We start from the raw sequence: 18,810 nt of genomic DNA, 5'->3' as shown, positions 1-18,810 counted from the left end.
CGGATCAGTTCGTGAGAGCGGCGGCCGAGGTGGCGGCGGGACGCACGGTGGTCGCGATCGCGATCACCTCGTTGTCCTGCTCGCGGGCGTCCTGCGTGGGCCACGGCAGTTCGGCCACGGCGCGGAACGTCACCTTGCCGATCGCGGCGTCCTCCGGGGTGAAGGTGTAGGCGAACGGGAAGCCGACCTTGCGGGTCGGGTGCGCGGGGACCTCGATCGTGAGCCGGCCTACCTGCTCCCACGAGCCGTTGTCCGACCGGTAGAGCGTGACGGTCGGCTTCTCCAGGTAGCGGGTGTTCGCGAGCTGCACGGTGATCGTCTTCTGGTCACCGGCCCTGGCCGAGGCCGGCACGGCGAACCGGGTGATGCCGACGTCGTGGGTCTTGACCTTGACGACGGTGGTGTCGCTGCTGGTGCGGCCGTCGGCGGAGGTCGAGGTGACCGTCACGGTGTACTCGCCGTCGGCGGCGTACCTGTGCTGCTGGCCGGTCTCCGTGCTGGGCGGCGCGGTGGTGCCGTCGCCGAAGTCCCACGAGGTCGTCACCGGTGCGTCGTAGGAGTTGTAGTGCTGCAGCGAGAAACCGATGGTCTCGTACAGCGGGCGTTCCTCGGACGGGCCGTGGACCGAGGTCTGCAGCGCCAGTGCTTCGGACAGCCGCAGCGTCGCGGGCGACTGCCAGCGGTCGTTGGTACCGGTGAGCTGGATGAAGTAGGTCCTGCCCGCGGTGAGTCCGGCGGCCTTGCCGTTGTAGCTGTAGCCGCTGGCACAGGCGAGCACGTGCAGGTCCGCCAGCGATGTTCCCTCGTAGAGACCGGCGCTCGGCCCGCTGCTGCTGTTGTCGAACCTGAGCACCACCGACTGCGTCCGCGTCGGCGTGTAGGCGTACCAGACGGACGGAGCGCCCTGGTTGCCGGAGCACGCCGCCGGCTCGTCCGTCTCGGCCGACGCCAGCGTGTAGTCGGGCTGCGACATGGTGGCGGGCAGTGCGGTCACCGGCTGCGCGTCGGCGAAGTCGTCGTTGGCGACCGGGGCGATCCGGTCGAGCGCGAGCTGCAACGCGCCGCCCGGTGTGCCGTTGCCGCTGACCATGAAGTGGTACGTGGTGCCAGCCGTCGCGGGGAACGTGATCGGCACGGTGCGGGTCGTGGTGCAGCCGTCCCACCGGGGGTTCCACAGCTGCTTGAGGTCACCCCGCTCACCGGTGTACGTCGTGACGTACAGGTCCCTGTCGCTGCCCTCGGTCTTCAGACGCAGCAGGCCGTTCTCGGTGGCGGTGTAGGTGAACCACACCGAACCGGTGACGCTGTGACCGAGGCAGGCGGCCGGGTCGTCGGCGGCTCTGGTCGCCTCGGTCGTGTCCTGCGCGACCGAGTACGGCAGCGAGCCGACGACGGTCGCCGAGCCGAAGTCGTCGTTCGAAGGCGGGGCCGCGTGTGCGACACCCGGCGTCAGCACCCCCACCAGCACGGCGGCCGCGACCACCAGTGATCTTGCAGAAGGCATGCGAAAGTCCCCCAAGTCCCCCAGACCTGCCGCCCTGCCGGCCGCAGGTGTCCCCGGCGGTCAATCGCGACGGGCGGGGTGTTCGTTGCACACCCCGCCCGAAGTTCCGCCGATCGGCCTACCTCTGCATCGCCGTCACCTCGCTCGCCCACTGCCACGGCGCCGCCGTGCCACCGGGCAGCGAGTTGAAGTACTCCCACCCGGCGACTCCGCCGAAGTTCGCGTACTTCGTCTTCAACGACGTCACCGTGCTGCGCAGCGTGGAGATGGTCACGTACCCGCTGCCGCCGTTGGCCGAGTTGGTCAGCGTGCCGAGCACGACCTTGTTGGCCGGGATCAGGCCGCGGCTGATGATCTGGTCGTAGTTCGAGGTGTTCGCGGCGCTGCCCCAGCCGTTGTAGAACTGGCCGTTGAAGTAGGCGATCTTCGAGCCGTGGCTGCGGTAGAGCTCCTCGTAGTTGAAGCCGGACAGGTTGCCGCCGCCGCGCAACGCACTCGCGACCGGCGAGAGCGTGACGATGAAGCCGGAACCGAAGTCCGCCTTCAGCTGGTCGATGACCCGCCGGATGCCCGCGATCGACATCCGCTCCTCGACGTCGAGGTCGACGCCGTTGAGCTTGTAGGTCCGGATCGTGTCGCGCAGCAGTGGGTAGTACTCGTCGAACCGGGTGTCGAGGCGTTGGAACGAGCCGGGTGCCGCGCCGCCGACCATGCCGATCACGTTCACGCCGCGGGCCTGGATCGCGGCGAGGTCCTGCCACATCTGCGTGTACCGCGAGTGAGACGGCGGGTGGTCGTTGAGGTGCACGACCTTGTTGTCGTTCAGGTGAATGGCGGCGACCAGCAGGTCGGTGACGCCGGTGCCGCGGTCGACCAGCGGCTTGGGCGAGACGTAGGTGCCGGTCGCGCCGTTGCTGTACTGGGTCTGGTAGTAGACGACGGTCCGCTTCTGGGTGGCGGCCGTGGCCGGTGGTGCGGCGAGCACCACCAGCAACAGCGCCAGGAACAGCTTCTTCATGTGTTACCTCGTGAATCGCAGGGTGATCACTTGGAACGGGCGCAGCACCACCTCCGCGGAAGCGTCACCCAGCGGCCGTTCGAGCAGGTCGGTCTCCTGGATGCCCGTGAACGCGAAGGAGGTGCTGATCGAGGCGCGCGCACGTCCGCCGTGCGCCTCGTAGAGCCGGACGACGACGTCGCCCGACCGGTCGTCGGCCAGCTTCACGGCCTCGACCCTCACCGCCGGGTTGCCGGTGCGCACCAGCGGTTCTGGCGTCACCGAGCCCCGGACGGCCTGCGGCGGCAGGTTGATCCGGTAGCCCGCGTCGACGGCCTCTGGCAGGCCGCCGAGGACGAGGGCGTAGCGGAAGCGGTGTTCGCCCTGGTCGGTCTCGGGGTCGGGGAACCTCGGCGCGCGCAGCAGGGACAGGCGCACGGTCGTGGTGGTCCCGCCGTCCTCGCGGGTGGTGCGGGTGACCTCGTGGCCGTAGGTCGAGTCGTTGACCACCGCGACGCCGTAGCCGGGTTCGCCGACGTGCAGGAAGCGATGGGCGCAGATCTCGAACTTCGCGGCCTCCCACGAGGTGTTGGTGTGCACCGGGCGGTGCAGGTGGCCGAACTGGGTCTCCGCGGTGGAGACCTCGGCGCGCAGGTCGAGCGGGAAGGCGACCTTGAGCAGCTTCTCGCGTTCCTGCCAGTCGACCTCGGTGGAGAAGTCGACCTGCCTGGCGCCTTCCCTGAGCCGGATCGTCTGGGTGAGCGCGGAGTTGCCGAACTTGGTGCGCACGACCACGCCGTCGGTGCCGTCGACGCGTTCGGACGGGGTCAGGTCGGCCCGCCAGTTGCGGTAGAACGGGTCGATGTCCCAGGCGTCCCACTGGTTCGGGTTGTCCTTGTGCAGCTGCGGCAGGCCGGCGAACCCGTGCGGTGGCAGGACCTCGCGCTGCTCCTCCAGGTCGAGGATCGAGGTGATCACGCCGTCGCCGTCGATCGTGACGCGGATCCGGCCGTTGTCGAGCACGCCGTCCGCGGGCGCGACGAACGGCCTGGGCGCGTCGCCGCCGAACACGTCGAACGTGATCTCCTGGTCACCGTCGCCCTTGACCGCGTTGATCGCCCGCGCGGTGAGCTCCTCGAGCTCGGCCGCCACTCGCGCGTAGGTGGCCTCGGCCTCACGGTGCACCCACGCGATCGAGCTGCCCGGCAGGATGTCGTGGAACTGGTGCAGCAGCACGGTCTTCCACAACCGGTCGAGGTCGTCGTACGGGTACTCGGCACCCTGGAGAGCCGCCACCGTCGACCAGTGCTCCGCCTCGCGCAGCAGGTGTTCGCTGCGGCGGTTGCCCTGCTTGGTCTTGGCCTGGGTGGTGTAGGTGGCGCGGTGCTTCTCCAGGTACAGCTCGCCCGCCCACACCGGCGCGTCCGGGTACTCGTCCTGCGCGGCCTGGAAGAAGTCGCGCGGCGGTTCGACCTGCACCGTCGGCGAGCCTTCGAGGTTCGCGACCCGGTGCGCGGTCTCCATCATCTCGCGGGTGGGACCGCCACCGCCGTCGCCGTAGCCGAACGGCACCAGCGACCGGGAGGCCTTGGCGTGCTCGGCGAACTGGCGTGAGGCGCGGGCCAGCTCCTCGCCGGACAGCGACGAGTTGTAGGTGTCGACCGGCGGGAAGTGCGTGAAGATCCGGGTGCCGTCGATGCCCTCCCACCAGAACGTGTGGTGCGGGAACCGGTTGATCTGGTTCCACGACAGCTTCTGGGTGAGGAACCAGCGCGAACCGGACAGCTTGATCAGCTGGGGGAGCGCGGCGCTGTAGCCGAACGAGTCCGGCAGCCACACCTCCTCGGTCTCCACCCCGAAGTTCTCCAGGAAGAAGCGCTTGCCGTGCACCAGCTGGCGGGCCATCGCCTCGCCGCCGGGCATGTTCGTGTCCGACTCGACCCACATGCCGCCGACCGGCACGAACTGTCCACCGCGGACCTTCTCGCGCACCCGGTCCCACACGTGCGGGTGGTGCTCCTTCATCCACGCGTACTGCTGCGCCTGCGAGCACGCGAAGTAGAAGTCCGGGTAGGAGTCCATCAGCTTCGTGACGTTCGAGAACGTCCTGGCGCACTTGCGGACCGTCTCGCGCAACGGCCAGAGCCACGCGGAGTCGATGTGCGCGTGGCCGATCGCGGAGACCTTGTGCGCGGAGGCCGTCGCGGGCAGTGCGAGCACGCCCTGCAGCTGCGCGCGGGCGTCCTCGGCCGTCTCCGCGACGGCGTTGAGGTCGAGCGTGTCCATCGCCCGGTCCAGCGCGTGCAGGACCTTGTGCCGGCGCGGGTCGTGCTCGGGCAGCTCCCTCATCAGGCCCTGCAGCACCTCGATGTCCAGCATCAGGTGCCAGACCTGCGGCTGGAACACCGCGAGCTCGGCCTTGAGGATCTTGTACAACGGCTCGGTGCCCGCGGTCTCCTTGTCGCCCAGCGGGGTCGGCAGGAACGGGTGGAAGTCGAGGATGGTCGGGTTGCCGGCGGCTTCGAGGTAGTAGAGGACCTCGGTGCCCTCGACCGGCAGGTAGGTGTTGCGCGGCTCGATGCCCTTGACCGGCACGCCGTCAGCGGAGTAGGCGAGGCCCTCGGACTGGAAACCGGGGCCGGGGTGGGTGAAGCCGAGGTCGAGCACGACCTCCACCTGCTTGCCCTGCCACGCCTCGGGAACACTGCCGGTCAGCCGGAACCAGCTCGTGCTCCACGGCGCACCCCAGGTGTCGCCGACGCTCGCGGGTTCGTACCGCGCGGCGAGGGCTTCGGCGACCGGCACCGGCTCGTCCGGCACGGTCCACACGGCGAGCTCCAGCGGCGCGGTCTCGCCGTAGACGGCCGGGCGGATGCGTTCCTTCAGCGTGCGGTTGAGGCGTTCTTCCAGCAGCGCGCGTTCGTCATGCATGTCGTCTACCCCAGCTCGATCGAGGCCCGCACGCCCGTTCGCGCGAGGGCCATCCACTCTTCGAAGAAGGCGCCACCGGGGCCCCACGAGGGCCGGTCGCCGTGCAGCGTGATCGGCGTGCGCTCGGCCGGTGCGGGCGGCGTCTCGCGCGCGATCCGGGCGATCACCTCGCCGAGCGGCTTGACCTTGCGTTCGGTGGTCATCAGCCCCAACTCGTACTCGCGTTCGGGGAAGTCCACCAGCGCACGGTCGACGTCGAACGAGCACCACCACGTGACGCCCCAGAGGTTGGCGCAGGTCAGCACGTTCGCAAGCGTGTGCTCGGCGAACTCGGGTGCCTGCTCGGCGCTGATCTCGGGCTGGGCGGCGCCGACCTCCTGCAGCCACACGGGCCGCTGTGGGTCCTTCGCGTGCGCCTTCGAGAGCTCGACCAGGTATTCGGCGTGGTGGACGCTCTCGGGTGACATCGGGCCGTAGCGCTGCGCGGTGCCGTTGAAGACCCACGAGTGCACGGTCGTCATCGCGCCCTTGTTCGCCGCGTGCTCCGGTAAGAACGAGTGCTCGCTCTCGTACCAGACGGCGTCGTACTCGGAGTGCACGTGCGGGTGGTGCGGCGCCGCCTTGACGCACTCGGCGAGCAGCGTGTCGATCCACTCGCCGGCCTGCTCCGGGGTGCACGGGTTCGACTCGGTGAGCAGGTTGACCTCGTTGCCGAGGGTGAAGCCGAGAAAGTTCGGCCGGTCCTTCAACTCTTCCGCGAGCGTGCGGATGTAGAGCTTCTGCCCGCTGATCACATCGGGGTTGGTGAAGATGTTGGCGCGGTGCCAGGTCTGCACCCACGACGGGTAGAAGTCGAAGCTCGACAGGTGCCCCTGCAACACGTCGACCTGCACGTCCAGGCCTTGTTCGTGTGCCGCGTCGAGCATCTGCCCGAGCTGCTCGACCGCCTTCGGGCGGACCAGACCGCGGTTGGGCTGGAACACCGGCCACAGCGGGAACACCCGCACGTGGTCGAGGCCGAGGCCGGCGATGGCCTCGAAGTCGGCTTTGACGTCGTCGAGGGAGAAGTCGAGCCAGTGGTGGAACCAACCGGTGGACGGGGTGTAGTTCACGCCGAAACGCACTGTGTTCGATCCCCTTCGGTTCATCCCTTGATCGCGCCTTCTCCCACTCCGCGGAAGAAGTGCTTCTGCAGCAACAGGAACAGCAGGATCAGCGGGAGGACGGCGATGATCGTGCCCGCCGCCACCAGCCGCTGGTTCTGCACGAACGTGCCCTGGAGGTACGCCAGGCCGATGGTGAGCGTGTACTTCTCCTGGTCGCTGAGCACCACGAGCGGCCAGAGGAAGTCGTCCCAGCTGAACATGAACGAGAACAGCGCCACCACGACCAGCGTCCCCTTCACCGACGGCAGTGCGAGGCGGGTGAAGCGCTGCCACGCGTTGGCGCCGTCGATGACCGCGGCTTCCTCGACTTCGGCGGGGAGTGCGAGGAACGCGTTGCGCAGCAACAGGACGTTGAGCGCGGCGATCGCGCCGGGCAGCACGACCGCGGTCAGGGTGTCGGTGAGCCCGAGCCCGCGCATCACCAGGAACAGCGAGATGAGGATCGCCTCGAACGGCACCAGGATGCTGCTGGCGAAGATCACCCCGGCGAACCTGCGGCCCCGGAACTTCAGCCGTGCCAGCGCATAGCCCGCCATCGCCGCACCGAGGCAGTTCGTGACGACGTTGACGCTCGCCACGCCCAGCGAGTTGAGCGCGAACGTCCAGACCGGCACCACGTCGGCCACGGCCGCGTAGTTGCCGAAGGTCGGGTCGTTCGGGATGAAGTCGGGCAGGAACACGTCCTCGGTCGGGCCCTTGAGGCTGGTCGCGAACTGCCAGAGGAAAGGGCCGATGCTGATGGCGAGGATCGCCAGCAGTGCCGCGTAGCGGAGTGCGAGCTTCACAGCTGCTCCTCCCTGCGGTTGAGCTTGAGGGTGACCAGCAAGAGCCCCAGCAAGATCACGAACAGCACGAAGCTCAGCGCGGAGGCGTACCCGACCTCACCGGTGAGACCGCGGCCGACCGACTGGATGAGCAGCACCATCGTGGTGCTCGCCCCGCCGGGTCCACCGGTGCCGCCGGAGAGCAGGTAGATCTCGGAGAAGACGCGGAACCCGTTGACCGCGCTGAGCGCCGCGACGAGCACCATCGTGGGGCGCAGCGAAGGCACCGTCACGGACCAGAAGCGGCGGATCGGCCCGGCTCCGTCGACCATCGCGGCCTCGTGCAGGTCCTTCGGCACGTTCGCGAGCGCCGCCAGGTAGATCACCATGTAGTAGCCGAGCCCGCGCCACACCGTGACGACCATGGAGCTGATCAGCAGCAGCGTCGAGTCGGTCAGGAACCCGATCCTGGTGCCGCCCAACGCCTCCACGACGTTGTTCACCAGGCCGCGGCTGTCCAGCAGCCACGTCCAGATGAGCCCCACCACGACCGCGGACGCGATGACCGGCGTGAAGAACGCCGTGCGGAAGATCCCGATGCCCGGCACGACCTTCTGCGCGAGCATCGCGATCAGCAACGGCAACAGCACCAGCGGCGGCACCACACCGATCATGTAGAGCGCGCTGTTGCGGGCCGCCAGCCAGAACTTCGGGTCCTCCGCCATCCGCACGAAGTTGTCCACGCCGGTGAACCGGCCACCGCCCAGAGCGCTCGCGTCGGTGAACGCGAGCACGATCATGTTCACGAACGGGAAGATCGTGAACATCAGGCAGATGGCCAGTCCCGGTGCCAGGAACAGCCACGGCGTGTAGGGCCGGTGGGTCACTTGAGCAGCCTGTTGCACTCGGTCACGGCGTCGTCCAACGCCTGCTTCGCGGACTTCTTGCCGAGCATCGCGTCGGCCAGCTGCTGCAGCAGTGCCTCCCGCATCTGGTCGCTGAACTGCACCGGCGTGTAGTTCACCGCGGTCTGCAGCTGCTTGGCCGCGGCGACCCTGACCCGTGCCTCGTCGGAGCCGTCGTCGGTGGTGAAGTAGGGGTCGTCGCCGCCCTTGGACGTGCTGGGGAAGATCGAGGCGAGCTTCGCGAACTTCACCTGGTTCTCGGCGTTGGTGACGAACCGTCCGAACGCGAGCGCCGTCGCCTGGTTCTTGCTGCTCTTCGGCACGCTCACGCCGTGCAGGAACATGTTGGCGCTGCCCGTGTTCGTGATGGGCTTGGTGATGCCGACGTTGGCGTAGAGGCTCGGCGCGTCCGTCTTGAACTTGCCCAGGTCGTACGCGCTGCCGGGGTTGAGCGCGGTCTGCTGCGCCATGAACTTGGTGCCGGCGCCGGTGTAGTTCTGCGTGAGCGCCTCGGGGATCAGCGCACCCGCGTCGTACATCCGCTTGTAGGTCTCGACGAACTCGACGCCCTTGGGCTCGTTGAAGGTGAACTTGTCGTTCTCGAACAACTTCACGCCGTAGAGCCCGAAGTCGGCGATGCTCGGGGTCTGGCCGAGCGTGGCGATGCCCTTCTGGGCGAGTTTGCGTGCTTGCTCTTCGAGCTCTTTGAAGTTCGTAGGTGGCTTGTCCGGGTCCAGGCCCGCCTGCTGGAACAGGGCCTTGTTGTAGAAGATCGGCCCGGTGTTGAGGTACCAGGGGAAGCCGTAGCAGCCGCCCTTGCCGGGGATCTCGAACGCCTGCCAGGCGTTGCCGAGGTACTCCGGCTTGGCGTCCTTGAGCGACTCGTCGAGGTTGACCAGCTGCCCGGCCTTGGCCAGCGGGAAGCTGAGGTCCGGCGGCACGTTGATGACGTCGGGCAGACTGCCCGCGCTCGCGTCGGCCATGACCTTCGCCAGGTACCCGTCCGCGGGCTGGTCGACCCACTTCACCGCGGTGCCCTGGTGCTGCTTCTGGAACGCGTCGATGACACCGTTGACGTAGTCGGTGTACTTGGGTTTGAGGGACCAGGTCTGGAACGTGATCTCGCCCGTGACCTGCCCGTTCGCCGAGCTGTTGCTCGCCGTGCCGCCAGAAAGCCCGCAACCCGCGACGGGCACCGCGGCCAGGGCCGCGAGGAACGTGCGCCTCTTCATTGACACCCACCTCCTTGGTCGCGGACCCTAGCTAAACCGGTTTATCTCCGGCTAGCCTCCGGACGTCTTGTTGTCTGGTTCTGGACAGCGTGCCGGGGACCGGATCGATGAAGGGCACTGCGTGAAGAGGCCAACGATCAAGGACATCGCGGCGGCGGCCGGCTTGTCGAAGGGCGCCGTGTCGCTGGCCCTGAACGGCCGGCCCGGCGTGTCCGAGTCGACCCGCGCGCGCGTTCTGGACGTGGCTTCCGAGTTGGGCTACCGCCCGTCGGTCACTGCGCGCGCGTTGTCGTCCGCCTCGGCCGACGCGGTCGGGCTGGTGCTGGTGCGGCCGCCGCGGGCGCTGGGGGACGAGGCGTTCTTCTTCCAGCTGATCGCCGGGATGCAGTCGGAGATGTCGTGCGCGCTGTTGCTGCAGGTGGTGGCGTCGCGGGACGAGGAGATCGCGCTGTACGAACGCTGGTTCGCCGAGCACCGGGTCGACGGGGTGTTCCTGGTGGACCTGCTGGTGTCGGATCCGCGGGTGGAGCTGATGTCGTCGCTCGGGATGCCGGCGGTGGTGGTCGGCGGGTCCGGGCACCACGGGTCGCTGGCGTCGGTGTGGGCGGACGACTACGCGGCGATGACGTCCGTGGTCGCCTATTTGAAGGCGTTGGGGCACCGGCGGATTGCGCGGGTGGCCGGGTTGCCGTCGTTGCTGCACACGGTGCGGCGGGACGAGGCGTTTGCTTCGTCCGTTGTGGACGGTGTTGTGCTGTACGGGGATTACACGGCTGAGTCAGGGGCGGAGGCCACGCGGGCGTTGCTTGGGGCGTCGTTGGCGCCCACTGCGATCGTGTACGACAACGACGTGATGGCGGTGGCGGGGGCGGAAGTCGCTGCTCGGCTGGGGGTTTCGGTGCCGGAGGAGTTGTCGGTGGTGGCTTGGGACGACTCGGTTCTGTGTCAGCACGGGCGGTTGACGGCGTTGTCGCGGGACACGTTCGCGTTCGGGGGGCGGGCGGCTCGGGCGTTGGTGGCGGTGATGGGTGGGGCGGTGCCGACGGATGTGGAGGATGTGCTGCCGGAGTTGGTGGTGAGGGGGAGTTCGGGGGTTGCGCCTGGGGTCGGTCGGGATGCGGGGGGCGCGTCGGTTTCGTAGGTCGTCTCCCGGTTGCGATGGCGGGCGGCGGTTTGTCGTCCGTAGGGGGTTGGGTGGGGCGGTTCGTGGCGGTTTCTTCCTGGGGCTCCGCCCCAGACCCCGACACTCCCAAAGAAGCCTGGTCCAGCGCCACTCTCAGGTAGATGGCACGCCTGTTTCGTAGAGCGGCTGCGCGTTGCGTAGGTGCTTGCGTTGCGGTGGGTGGCTTCCCCGTCCAGCGATCCAGAGCGAGCCAGACCCAGGGAGGGATGTCAACCGGGCGAAGAGCGTGCCCGGTTGACATCCCTCCCTGTGCCCGGCAAACGATCGGAGCGCTAGACGGGGAAGCCACCCACCGCGGGGCCGCTTGAGTTGGGTGGGTCGGCGTTTCGTCTCACCTTCGGCTCGATCAAAAGCGAGCCGCTGCGCGGCGTTGCCGGGACCGTGCGTGGTGCCGTGCCCGCGTTTCCATATCTGCAGGCGGTTGAGGTCAGGTGTTCGGGACATGTCTAGGAGACGTCACCGAGGACGGATCAGGACAGTGATCACCCGATCGAGTGAGTCAGGCCTAGTCCACCCCAGCCTGGCCTCAGCCAACCCGGCCAGCCCAGGCAACCGGAGCGGAGAACCCTAGGTCAGGGACGCCACCTGGTCGCTGACCACCTGCGCCGCCGCTGAGACCAGAGCCGTCACCGCCGGGTTCGTCGAGTTGTCCTGGCGCCAGCCGAACTGGGTGTAGACGCGGAAGTTCGGGGACCAGGGCAAGCGGACCAACCTGCCGTCGGCCAGTTCGGAGGCGACGGTGACCTCTGGCATGAGGGCGATGCCGAGGCCGGAGGAGACTGCTCGTTTGGCGGCGTCGATCGAGTCGAGTTCCAGGACCGGGGCGCGGGTCTCGTCGAAGGCCAGGGAGTTTTCGAAGAGGTCGTGGTAGGAGGCGCCGTTCTCGGCGCGGATGAGGGTGCTGCTGGTGATGTCGTCCTCGGTGAGGGACTGGCGCTGGGTGAGCATGTGGTTCGGGCCGGCGACCATCACCAGGGGCTCGGGGCAGAGGACTGTCGTTTCGAGGCCCTCGCGGGGTTCGATGGCGCCGATGAAGAAGGCGCAGTCGAGTTGGCCGTCGCGGACGGAGTTGAGGTTGTTCAGGGCGTTGCGGGAGTGCAGGGAGAGTTGGACGCTCGGGTAGCGCCAGCACATGTATTCGATGAGCGGTAACAGACGGTAGTCGGTCAAACTCTGTGCGGAACCGATGACGAGTTTGCCGTGGGGCTCGCCGTTCATCGTGATGGCTTTTCGGGCCTTTTCCGTGAGGTTGATGATGTTTCGCGCGAACGGGAGCAGTTCCACGCCTGCGGAGGTCATCTGGATACCTCGGGGCAGGCGTCGGAATAGCACGACGCCGAGTGCCTCCTCGAGGGCCTTGATGCGGGTCGTGATGGTCGGCTGCGAGCAGTTCAGCGTGGCAGCGGCCTTGGTGAAGCTCCCTGTCTGAACCACGGTTGTGAAGGCGAGAAGCTGGCGTGTCTCCATCAGGCGGATCCTCGGATTAAAACGGTGCGACGACTTTTTCTCGCTCGTTCCCGTGGTCCTGTTACGGATGGTGCGAGGGTCGTAACGCTACCTGTCGCAAGTGCCGCGAGGATTGGTGCCAATGGAGTCATCTTGATCGGTCGCGAAAGTGCGGCAGCGGCCGAAAGAGTGAAATTGAGACGCGGTGCTGAACGGGCCGTAGTTGGTCCGTTCTTTTCGGTTAAGTAGTTCGCCAAGCGAACAACAGCGGCGCTCCCGGACGGTTGCGCGGCCGGGTTCTGTCACGCGCGGGAGCGGGTGGGAGGGCGGCTGGGACGGGGTGGCGGCGGTCACACGGCGGGGCTCGCCTAGACTCGCTGGGAATCCGGGAGCCACGAGTGGCGGTACCGGCTGTCTGCACGTTCTTGTTCGTATCGAGGAGTCCACGTTGAAGAGCACCGTCGAGCACCTGAGCCCGACGAGGGTCCGGATCAACGTCGAGGTGCCGTTCGACGAGCTCAAGTCGAACTTCGACCAGGCGTACCGGAAGCTCGCGAAGCAGGTCCGCATCCCCGGTTTCCGGCCCGGCAAGGCCCCCGCCAAGGTGCTGGAGAGCCGCATCGGCCGCGCTCCGGTCCTGGACGAGGTCATCCAGGAGGCCATCCCGGCCAAGTACCTGGAGGCGGTCAACGCCGGTGAGGTGCGCACGCTGGGTCGTCCCGACTTCGAGGTCACCAAGATCGAGGACGGCGCGACGCTCGAGTTCACGGCCGAGGTCGACGTCCGTCCCGAGATCACCGTGCCCGCGTTCGGCGAGCTCGCGGTGACCGTGGACGAGCAGGAGGTCACGGACGAGGACGTGACCACGCAGCTGGACGAGCTCCGCGCCCGCTTCGGCACGCTGACCGGTGTCTCGCGCCCCGCGCAGACCGGTGACTTCGTCATCGTCGACCTGTCCGCCACGGTCGACGGCGAGGAGGTCGAGGAGGCGCGCACCAGCGGCCTGTCCTACGAGATCGGCTCCGGCCAGCTCGTCGAGGGCATCGACGAGGCGCTCGTGGGTGCCTCCGAGGGCGAGACCAAGACCTTCGGCACCACGCTGGTCGCCGGCGCCCACGAGGGCAGCGAGGCAGAGGTCACCGTGGTCCTCAACACGGTGAAGGAGCGCCAGCTCCCCGAGCTCGACGACGAGTTCGCGCAGCTCGCGAGCGAGTTCGACACGCTCGACGAGCTCAAGGCCGACCTGCAGACCCGCCTGGGCCGCGTCAAGAAGATGCAGCAGGGCGTGCAGGCCCGCGACAAGGTCCTCGAGGCGCTGCTGGAGACCACCGAGGTCCCGCTGCCCGAGGGCATCGTCCAGGGCGAGATCGACGCTCGCAAGCACGACGCCGTGCACGCCTTCGACCACGACGACGCGAAGTTCGCCGCGTGGCTCGAGGAGCAGGGCCAGTCGGAGGAGGAGTTCGACGCCGAGCTCCGCAAGGCCGCCGAGCAGGCCGTCAAGACGCAGCTCGTGCTCGACTCGATCGCCGACGCCGAGCAGGTCACGGTGTCCGACGGCGAGCTGACCGAGCGGATCATCTACCAGGCCCAGCGCTTCGGCATCTCCCCCGACGAGTACGTCAAGCGCGCGCAGCAGTCGGGCCAGCTCGGCGCGATCTTCGCCGACGTCCGCCGCGGCAAGGCGCTCGCGAGCGTCGTGCGCCAGGCCGAGGTGAGCGACACCTCGGGCACCAAGCTGGACCTCGACGAGCTCTTCGGCGAGACCAAGTCCGATGAGGACAGCACCGAGCAGTAACGCTGTCAGCGAACGCGGGCGGTGTCGGGCATCTGACGCCGCCCGCCTTCGTTAAGGTCGATCGCAGAGAGATTTCGCTTCCAGATTCGTTCCACCTGGAGTTAGGCAGGCAGACGTGACGCAGCACTCCTTCCCGACCCCCGAGATGCGGTCGGCCACCGCCGGGATGAACCTCAACGACTCGGTGTACGAGCGGCTGCTCCGCGAGCGGATCATCGTCCTGGGATCGCAGGTCGAAGAGGGCATCGCCAACCAGATCACCGCTCAGCTGCTGCTCCTCGCCGCTGAGGACCCCGAGAAGGACATCACCCTCTACATCAACTCGCCGGGTGGTTCCGTCACGGCGGGCATGGCCATCTACGACACGATGCAGCTCATCGAGCCGGACGTGGCCACCGTCGCGATGGGTCTCGCCGCCTCGATGGGGCAGTTCCTGCTCTCCGCCGGTGCCCCCGGCAAGCGTCAGGCGCTCCCGCACGCCCGCATCCTCATGCACCAGCCTTCGGCCGGTGTCGGTGGTACGGCCGCGGACATCGCGATCCAGGCGGACATGCTGACGCGCACCAAGCGCGAGATGGCCGAGCTGATCGCGGAGCACACCGGCCAGCCGGTGGAGCGCATCATCGCCGACTCCGACCGCGACCGCTGGTTCACGGCGCAGGAAGCGCTGGAGTACGGCTTCGTCGACAAGGTCGTCACCCGGTCGCAGCCCGTCGGCGACTCGAACAACTGACGTCAGCTAGGAGACCTCAAGTGAGCCAGTTCCACATGCCTCAGTCGCGGTACGTGCTGCCGTCGTTCGTCGAGCGCACCAGCTACGGCATGAAGGAGTCGAACCCGTACAACAAGCTGTTCGAGGAGCGCATCATCTTCCTCGGCGTGCAGGTTGACGACGCTTCGGCCAACGACGTCATGGCGCAGCTTCTGGTCCTCGAGTCCGAGGACCCGGACCGCGACATCCTGATGTACATCAACTCGCCGGGTGGCTCGTTCACCTCGCTGATGGCCATCTACGACACCATGCAGTTCGTGCGCCCGGACATCCAGACGTACTGCCTCGGCCAGGCCGCCTCGGCCGCCGCGGTGCTGCTGGCCGCCGGCACGCCCGGCAAGCGCCACGCGCTGCCGAACGCGCGAATCCTGATCCACCAGCCCTCCATGGAGGGCGCGTACGGTCAGGTGTCCGACCTGGAGATCCAGTCGAACGAGATCCAGCGCGTGCGCCGCCTGATGGAGTCCACCCTCGCGCGGCACACCAACCGGACGGCGGAGGAGGTTCGCGAGAGCATCGAGCGCGACCGCATCCTGACGGCCGACGAGGCCAAGGAGTACGGCATCGTCGACTCCGTGCTGCCCTACCGCAAGCTCTCCGCGAAGTCCTAGCGGCGTCGTGTCCCGAGGGCTGAGAACCCAGCCCTCGGGAACCGTCTGCCCACCCGACACGCCGATGTGACCGGTTAACTGGCCTGATCGGGGCGTCGGAGGGACGCTGGTCCTCCCCTGAAACGGGGTAGGCCAGGTACCGTCAGGAGAACGGGCGAAGCACCCACAGCCAGTGGGACTGCCACAGCAAGTCAGCAGGCGCACTACAGCAGGTGTGCGCCGGAGGGGACATAGGTCAGCGGTCATGGCGCGTATCGGTGACGGCGGCGACTTGCTGAAATGCTCTTTCTGCGGAAAGAGCCAGAAGCAGGTGAAGAAACTCATCGCCGGCCCCGGCGTCTACATCTGCGATGAGTGCATCGATCTCTGCAACGAGATCATCGAGGAGGAGCTGGCGGAAGCCGGCGACGTGAAGCTCGACGAGCTGCCGAAGCCCGCCGAGATCCACGAGTTCCTCGACCAGTACGTCATCGGCCAGTCCGACGCGAAGCGCACCCTCTCGGTCGCTGTCTACAACCACTACAAGCGCATCCAGGCGGGCGACCGCGGACGCGAGGGTCGTGACGACGGCGTCGAGCTGGCCAAGTCGAACATCCTGATGCTGGGCCCGACGGGTTGCGGCAAGACCTATCTCGCGCAGACGCTCGCGAAGATGCTGAACGTTCCGTTCGCCATCGCCGACGCGACCGCGCTGACGGAGGCGGGATACGTCGGCGAGGACGTCGAGAACATCCTGTTGAAGCTCATCCAAGCCGCCGACTACGACGTCAAGCGGGCCGAGACGGGCATCATCTACATCGACGAGGTCGACAAGATCGCTCGAAAGAGTGAAAACCCGTCGATCACGCGCGACGTCTCCGGCGAGGGCGTGCAGCAGGCGCTGTTGAAGATCCTGGAAGGCACCACCGCATCGGTGCCACCGCAGGGCGGCCGCAAGCACCCGCACCAGGAGTTCATCCAGATCGACACGACGAACGTGCTGTTCATCGTGGCCGGCGCCTTCGCGGGCCTGGAGAAGATCATCCAGGACCGGGTCGGCAAGCGCGGGCTCGGCTTCGGTGCCGAGGTCCGCTCCAAGGCCGAGGTCGAGGCGTCGGACTTCTTCGCCGACTCCATGCCGGAGGACCTGATCAAGTTCGGCCTGATCCCCGAGTTCATCGGGCGTCTGCCGATGGTCGCCTCCGTCACGAACCTCGACAAGCCGTCGCTGGTGATGATCCTCACCGAGCCGAAGAACGCGCTGGTCAAGCAGTACCAGAAGCTCTTCGAGATGGACGGCGTCGAGCTCGAGTTCACCAAGACCGCGCTGGAGGCGGTCGCCGACCAGGCGATCCTGCGCGGAACGGGTGCTCGCGGCCTGCGCGCGATCATGGAAGAGGTCCTGCTCCCGGTGATGTACGACATCCCGAGCCGCACGGACGTCGCCAAGGTCGTGATCACCGAGCAGACGGTCAAGGAGAACGTGAACCCGACCATCGTCGCCCGGCAGCCCTCGCGCCGGGAGAGGCGCGAGAAGTCGGCCTGAGTTCGAGTTCTGCCGGAAGGGGCGCCTGGTGCACACCGGGCGCCCCTTCGGCGTGTCAGCTGTCGAACCATTCGCCTGGCGTGGACGTGCGGACGGCGAGGCGGCCGAAGTGCAGCCAGCCGTCGCCCATCGCCAGTACGGGGTGGGGGGCGTCCACGGCGATCAGGGTGTGGTCGCTCAGACCGGTGAACTCGATGCCGTCCTCGGCGACCACCGTCGACGCCCGTGCGACCCAGTTCCTCGGCTCGTAGCGCACCCGCACGCGACCGTCGGGCGCCGGTGTCACGTGGAGGTTGATCGCGGACGAGCGGTAGACGCCGGCGATCGCGGGATCGACCGGGACCGGGATCTCCGGCGGCACGGGCACCGGGAGCATCTCGACGCCCAGCAGGTGGGTGAACACCTCGCGGGAGAGCTTCCCGGCCGCGCCGCCGTTCGTCAGCACCGCCACCGCGACCCCGGTCTCCGGCAGCACCCGCAGGAACGCGAACGAGCCGATCGTCGCGCCGCCGTGGCCCACACCGGTCGAACCGTCCCGGTAGCGGTGCAGCGCCCAGCCCAGGCCCCAGCCGCCGCCTCCGTTGCCCATGTCCGGTGTCTCGACCTGTTGCACGCGCATCTCGTCGTACGTCGTCGTCTCCAGGTGCATACGGGCAAAGCTGGCGAGAGCGCGCGCGTTCATCGCGAACGCGGACCCGGCAGGGGCGTCCGAACTGGGCATCGGCCGGTCGACGGGCGTCTGCGTGCCGTCGATCGGCATGTGCCCCTCGGCGACCACGTGCTGGGGGTACTCGTCGAGGTGCACGGCGACGTGGTCCAGGCCGAGCGGCTCGACGAGGCGTTCCCGCAGCACGACGTGGAAAGGCTTGCCGCGCGACACCTCCACGATCCGGCCGAGCGTCACGTAGCCGGCGTTGCAGTACGAGTAGCGCTCGCCCGGCGCGTGCAGCTGCCGGGCGTCGGCCAGCCGCGCGACCCACTTCGCCACGCAGTCGTCGCCGACACCGGTGTCGAACCACTGGTCGCCCTCGAAGCCGCCGGTGTGGCACAGCAGCTGCCTCGGCGTGACGACCTCGGCGACCCCCTCGTCGGCGAGCCGGAAGTCCGGCAGCACCGCGCGGACCGGCCGGTCGAGGTCGAGCAGGCCCTCGTGCACCAGCTGCAGCACCAGCGTGGCCGTCCAGACCTTGGTGATCGACCCGATCTGGAACAGCGACTCGGACGTCACCGGCGCACCGGTCGTGGTGTTCAGCACCCCGGCCGCCGCGTCGAAGACCTTCCCGTCGGCCAGCACGGCCACCTGAGCGCCGACGACACCGTGTTCCTCGACGAGCTCGGGCAGCTGGCGGGCGAGCCACTCGGCGTTGTTGTTCACGTTCCCCCCGGAAGTGACGTCGCTAGCGCGGTGAGAGAGGCACCGTCCTCGACCGGACCCACTTGAGCACCGACGGCCACTCGCCGTAGCCCGCGTCGACGTTGATGTGCCCGGCGCCGGGCACCACGTCGACCTCGATGCGCAACGACTCGGCGAGCTGCTTGCCGAGCGGCACCGGCAGGTACGGGTCGCCGTCGCCGATGACCAGGCGCGTGTCGGTGGCCGCGCGGCGCAGTCCAGCCGGGTCGAGCGGGGCCGGGAAGAACGTCTTGATCGCCGGCTCCGGGTAGTCCGGTGCGGGCGGGGCCACCAGCAGCACGCGGTCCACGTGCGCGATGTCGTGGCGGGCGGCGTGGTGCAGCCACAGGTAGCAGCCGAGCGAGTGGGCGATGACGACGCGTTCGCGGTCGGTCGGCGCGGCTTCGAGGTGCGTGTCGAGCTCGCGCAGCCACGTGCTCAGGTCGGGTGCGTCCGGGTCGCTGAAGTGCGGCATGTCGACGAGGCCGCCGTGCTCGGCGACGGTGCGGGCGAGCCAGGTCTGCCAGTGTTCCGGGCCCGAACCGGTCCAGCCGTGGATGAGGAGCAGGTGGGGCAGCGACAT

At 68.1% G+C, this 18,810-nt stretch carries 15 protein-coding genes; 5 read left to right on the top strand and 10 right to left on the bottom strand.

Going from position 1 to position 18,810, the window contains the following annotated elements; all coding sequences use genetic code 11:
- Positions 1 to 4 precede the first annotated feature (4 nt).
- From BBK82_RS04685 to BBK82_RS04655, 7 genes are all read right to left on the bottom strand, one after another.
- Entirely contained in the window at positions 5 to 1,504 is a 1,500-nt protein-coding gene (locus tag BBK82_RS04685) for a PKD domain-containing protein (RefSeq protein WP_083267778.1), read from the bottom strand.
- A gap of 118 nt (positions 1,505 to 1,622) precedes the next feature.
- Positions 1,623 to 2,522 carry a glycoside hydrolase family 18 protein gene (locus tag BBK82_RS04680; protein ID WP_065913891.1) on the bottom strand — a complete coding sequence of 300 codons (900 nt, stop codon included), beginning with the start codon at positions 2,520 to 2,522 and terminating at the stop codon, positions 1,623 to 1,625.
- Positions 2,523 to 2,525: 3 nt separating this feature from the next.
- Positions 2,526 to 5,432, bottom strand: a complete 2,907-nt coding sequence (locus tag BBK82_RS04675) for an alpha-mannosidase (RefSeq protein ID WP_065913890.1) — start codon at positions 5,430 to 5,432, stop codon at positions 2,526 to 2,528.
- A 5-nt stretch (positions 5,433 to 5,437) separates the two neighbouring features.
- A complete protein-coding gene (locus BBK82_RS04670) occupies positions 5,438 to 6,556 on the bottom strand; it encodes a glycoside hydrolase 5 family protein (RefSeq protein WP_237048025.1) in 1,119 nt (372 codons plus the stop codon).
- A 20-nt stretch (positions 6,557 to 6,576) separates the two neighbouring features.
- On the bottom strand, positions 6,577 to 7,383 hold the full coding sequence (locus tag BBK82_RS04665; RefSeq protein ID WP_065913888.1) for a carbohydrate ABC transporter permease: 807 nt from the start codon (positions 7,381 to 7,383) through the stop codon (positions 6,577 to 6,579).
- On the bottom strand, positions 7,380 to 8,249 hold the full coding sequence (locus BBK82_RS04660; RefSeq protein ID WP_218920575.1) for a carbohydrate ABC transporter permease: 870 nt from the start codon (positions 8,247 to 8,249) through the stop codon (positions 7,380 to 7,382). Before BBK82_RS04660 ends, BBK82_RS04665 begins: the two co-directional genes overlap by 4 nt.
- Positions 8,246 to 9,499: an ABC transporter substrate-binding protein gene (locus BBK82_RS04655; protein WP_154697063.1), complete on the bottom strand. Its 1,254-nt coding sequence runs from the start codon at positions 9,497 to 9,499 to the stop codon at positions 8,246 to 8,248. The genes BBK82_RS04660 and BBK82_RS04655 overlap by 4 nt, the downstream gene beginning before the upstream one ends.
- Before the next feature lie 121 nt (positions 9,500 to 9,620).
- Here BBK82_RS04655 and BBK82_RS04650 point away from each other — a divergent pair, with 121 nt between their 5' ends.
- Entirely contained in the window at positions 9,621 to 10,640 is a 1,020-nt protein-coding gene (locus tag BBK82_RS04650) for a LacI family DNA-binding transcriptional regulator (protein ID WP_065913885.1), read from the top strand.
- A gap of 609 nt (positions 10,641 to 11,249) precedes the next feature.
- On the opposite strand, the gene BBK82_RS04645 is transcribed toward BBK82_RS04650, so the two are convergent.
- Positions 11,250 to 12,149 carry a LysR family transcriptional regulator gene (locus BBK82_RS04645; RefSeq protein WP_065913884.1) on the bottom strand — a complete coding sequence of 300 codons (900 nt, stop codon included), beginning with the start codon at positions 12,147 to 12,149 and terminating at the stop codon, positions 11,250 to 11,252.
- 427 nt (positions 12,150 to 12,576) lie between these two features.
- On the opposite strand from BBK82_RS04645, the gene tig reads away from it, so the two are divergent.
- From tig to clpX, 4 genes are all read left to right on the top strand, one after another.
- Positions 12,577 to 13,926 (top strand): trigger factor, encoded by a 1,350-nt coding sequence (tig, locus tag BBK82_RS04640; RefSeq protein ID WP_065913883.1) that lies wholly within the window; start codon positions 12,577 to 12,579, stop codon positions 13,924 to 13,926.
- 145 nt (positions 13,927 to 14,071) lie between these two features.
- A complete protein-coding gene (locus BBK82_RS04635; RefSeq protein ID WP_065920813.1) occupies positions 14,072 to 14,659 on the top strand; it encodes an ATP-dependent Clp protease proteolytic subunit in 588 nt (195 codons plus the stop codon).
- Between the two features lie 35 nt (positions 14,660 to 14,694).
- Positions 14,695 to 15,309, top strand: coding sequence for an ATP-dependent Clp protease proteolytic subunit (locus tag BBK82_RS04630; RefSeq protein ID WP_154697940.1), 615 nt, complete (start codon positions 14,695 to 14,697; stop codon positions 15,307 to 15,309).
- Between the two features lie 244 nt (positions 15,310 to 15,553).
- Positions 15,554 to 16,834, top strand: coding sequence for an ATP-dependent Clp protease ATP-binding subunit ClpX (gene clpX / locus BBK82_RS04625; RefSeq protein WP_045316808.1), 1,281 nt, complete (start codon positions 15,554 to 15,556; stop codon positions 16,832 to 16,834).
- A gap of 55 nt (positions 16,835 to 16,889) precedes the next feature.
- Here the strand turns inward: clpX and BBK82_RS04620 are convergent, their stop codons facing one another.
- Both BBK82_RS04620 and BBK82_RS04615 read right to left on the bottom strand, forming a co-directional pair.
- Positions 16,890 to 18,209, bottom strand: coding sequence for a serine hydrolase domain-containing protein (locus BBK82_RS04620; protein WP_065913882.1), 1,320 nt, complete (start codon positions 18,207 to 18,209; stop codon positions 16,890 to 16,892).
- A 22-nt stretch (positions 18,210 to 18,231) separates the two neighbouring features.
- Complete coding sequence (locus BBK82_RS04615) at positions 18,232 to 18,810, bottom strand: RBBP9/YdeN family alpha/beta hydrolase (RefSeq protein ID WP_065913881.1); 579 nt, start codon at positions 18,808 to 18,810, stop codon at positions 18,232 to 18,234.

Origin of the sequence: Lentzea guizhouensis, from assembly GCF_001701025.1 — a bacterium.
Taxonomy (GTDB): domain Bacteria; phylum Actinomycetota; class Actinomycetes; order Mycobacteriales; family Pseudonocardiaceae; genus Lentzea; species Lentzea guizhouensis.
The sequence above is the reverse complement of the archived record's forward strand: the minus strand, read 5'-3'. Positions and strand labels throughout refer to the sequence as shown.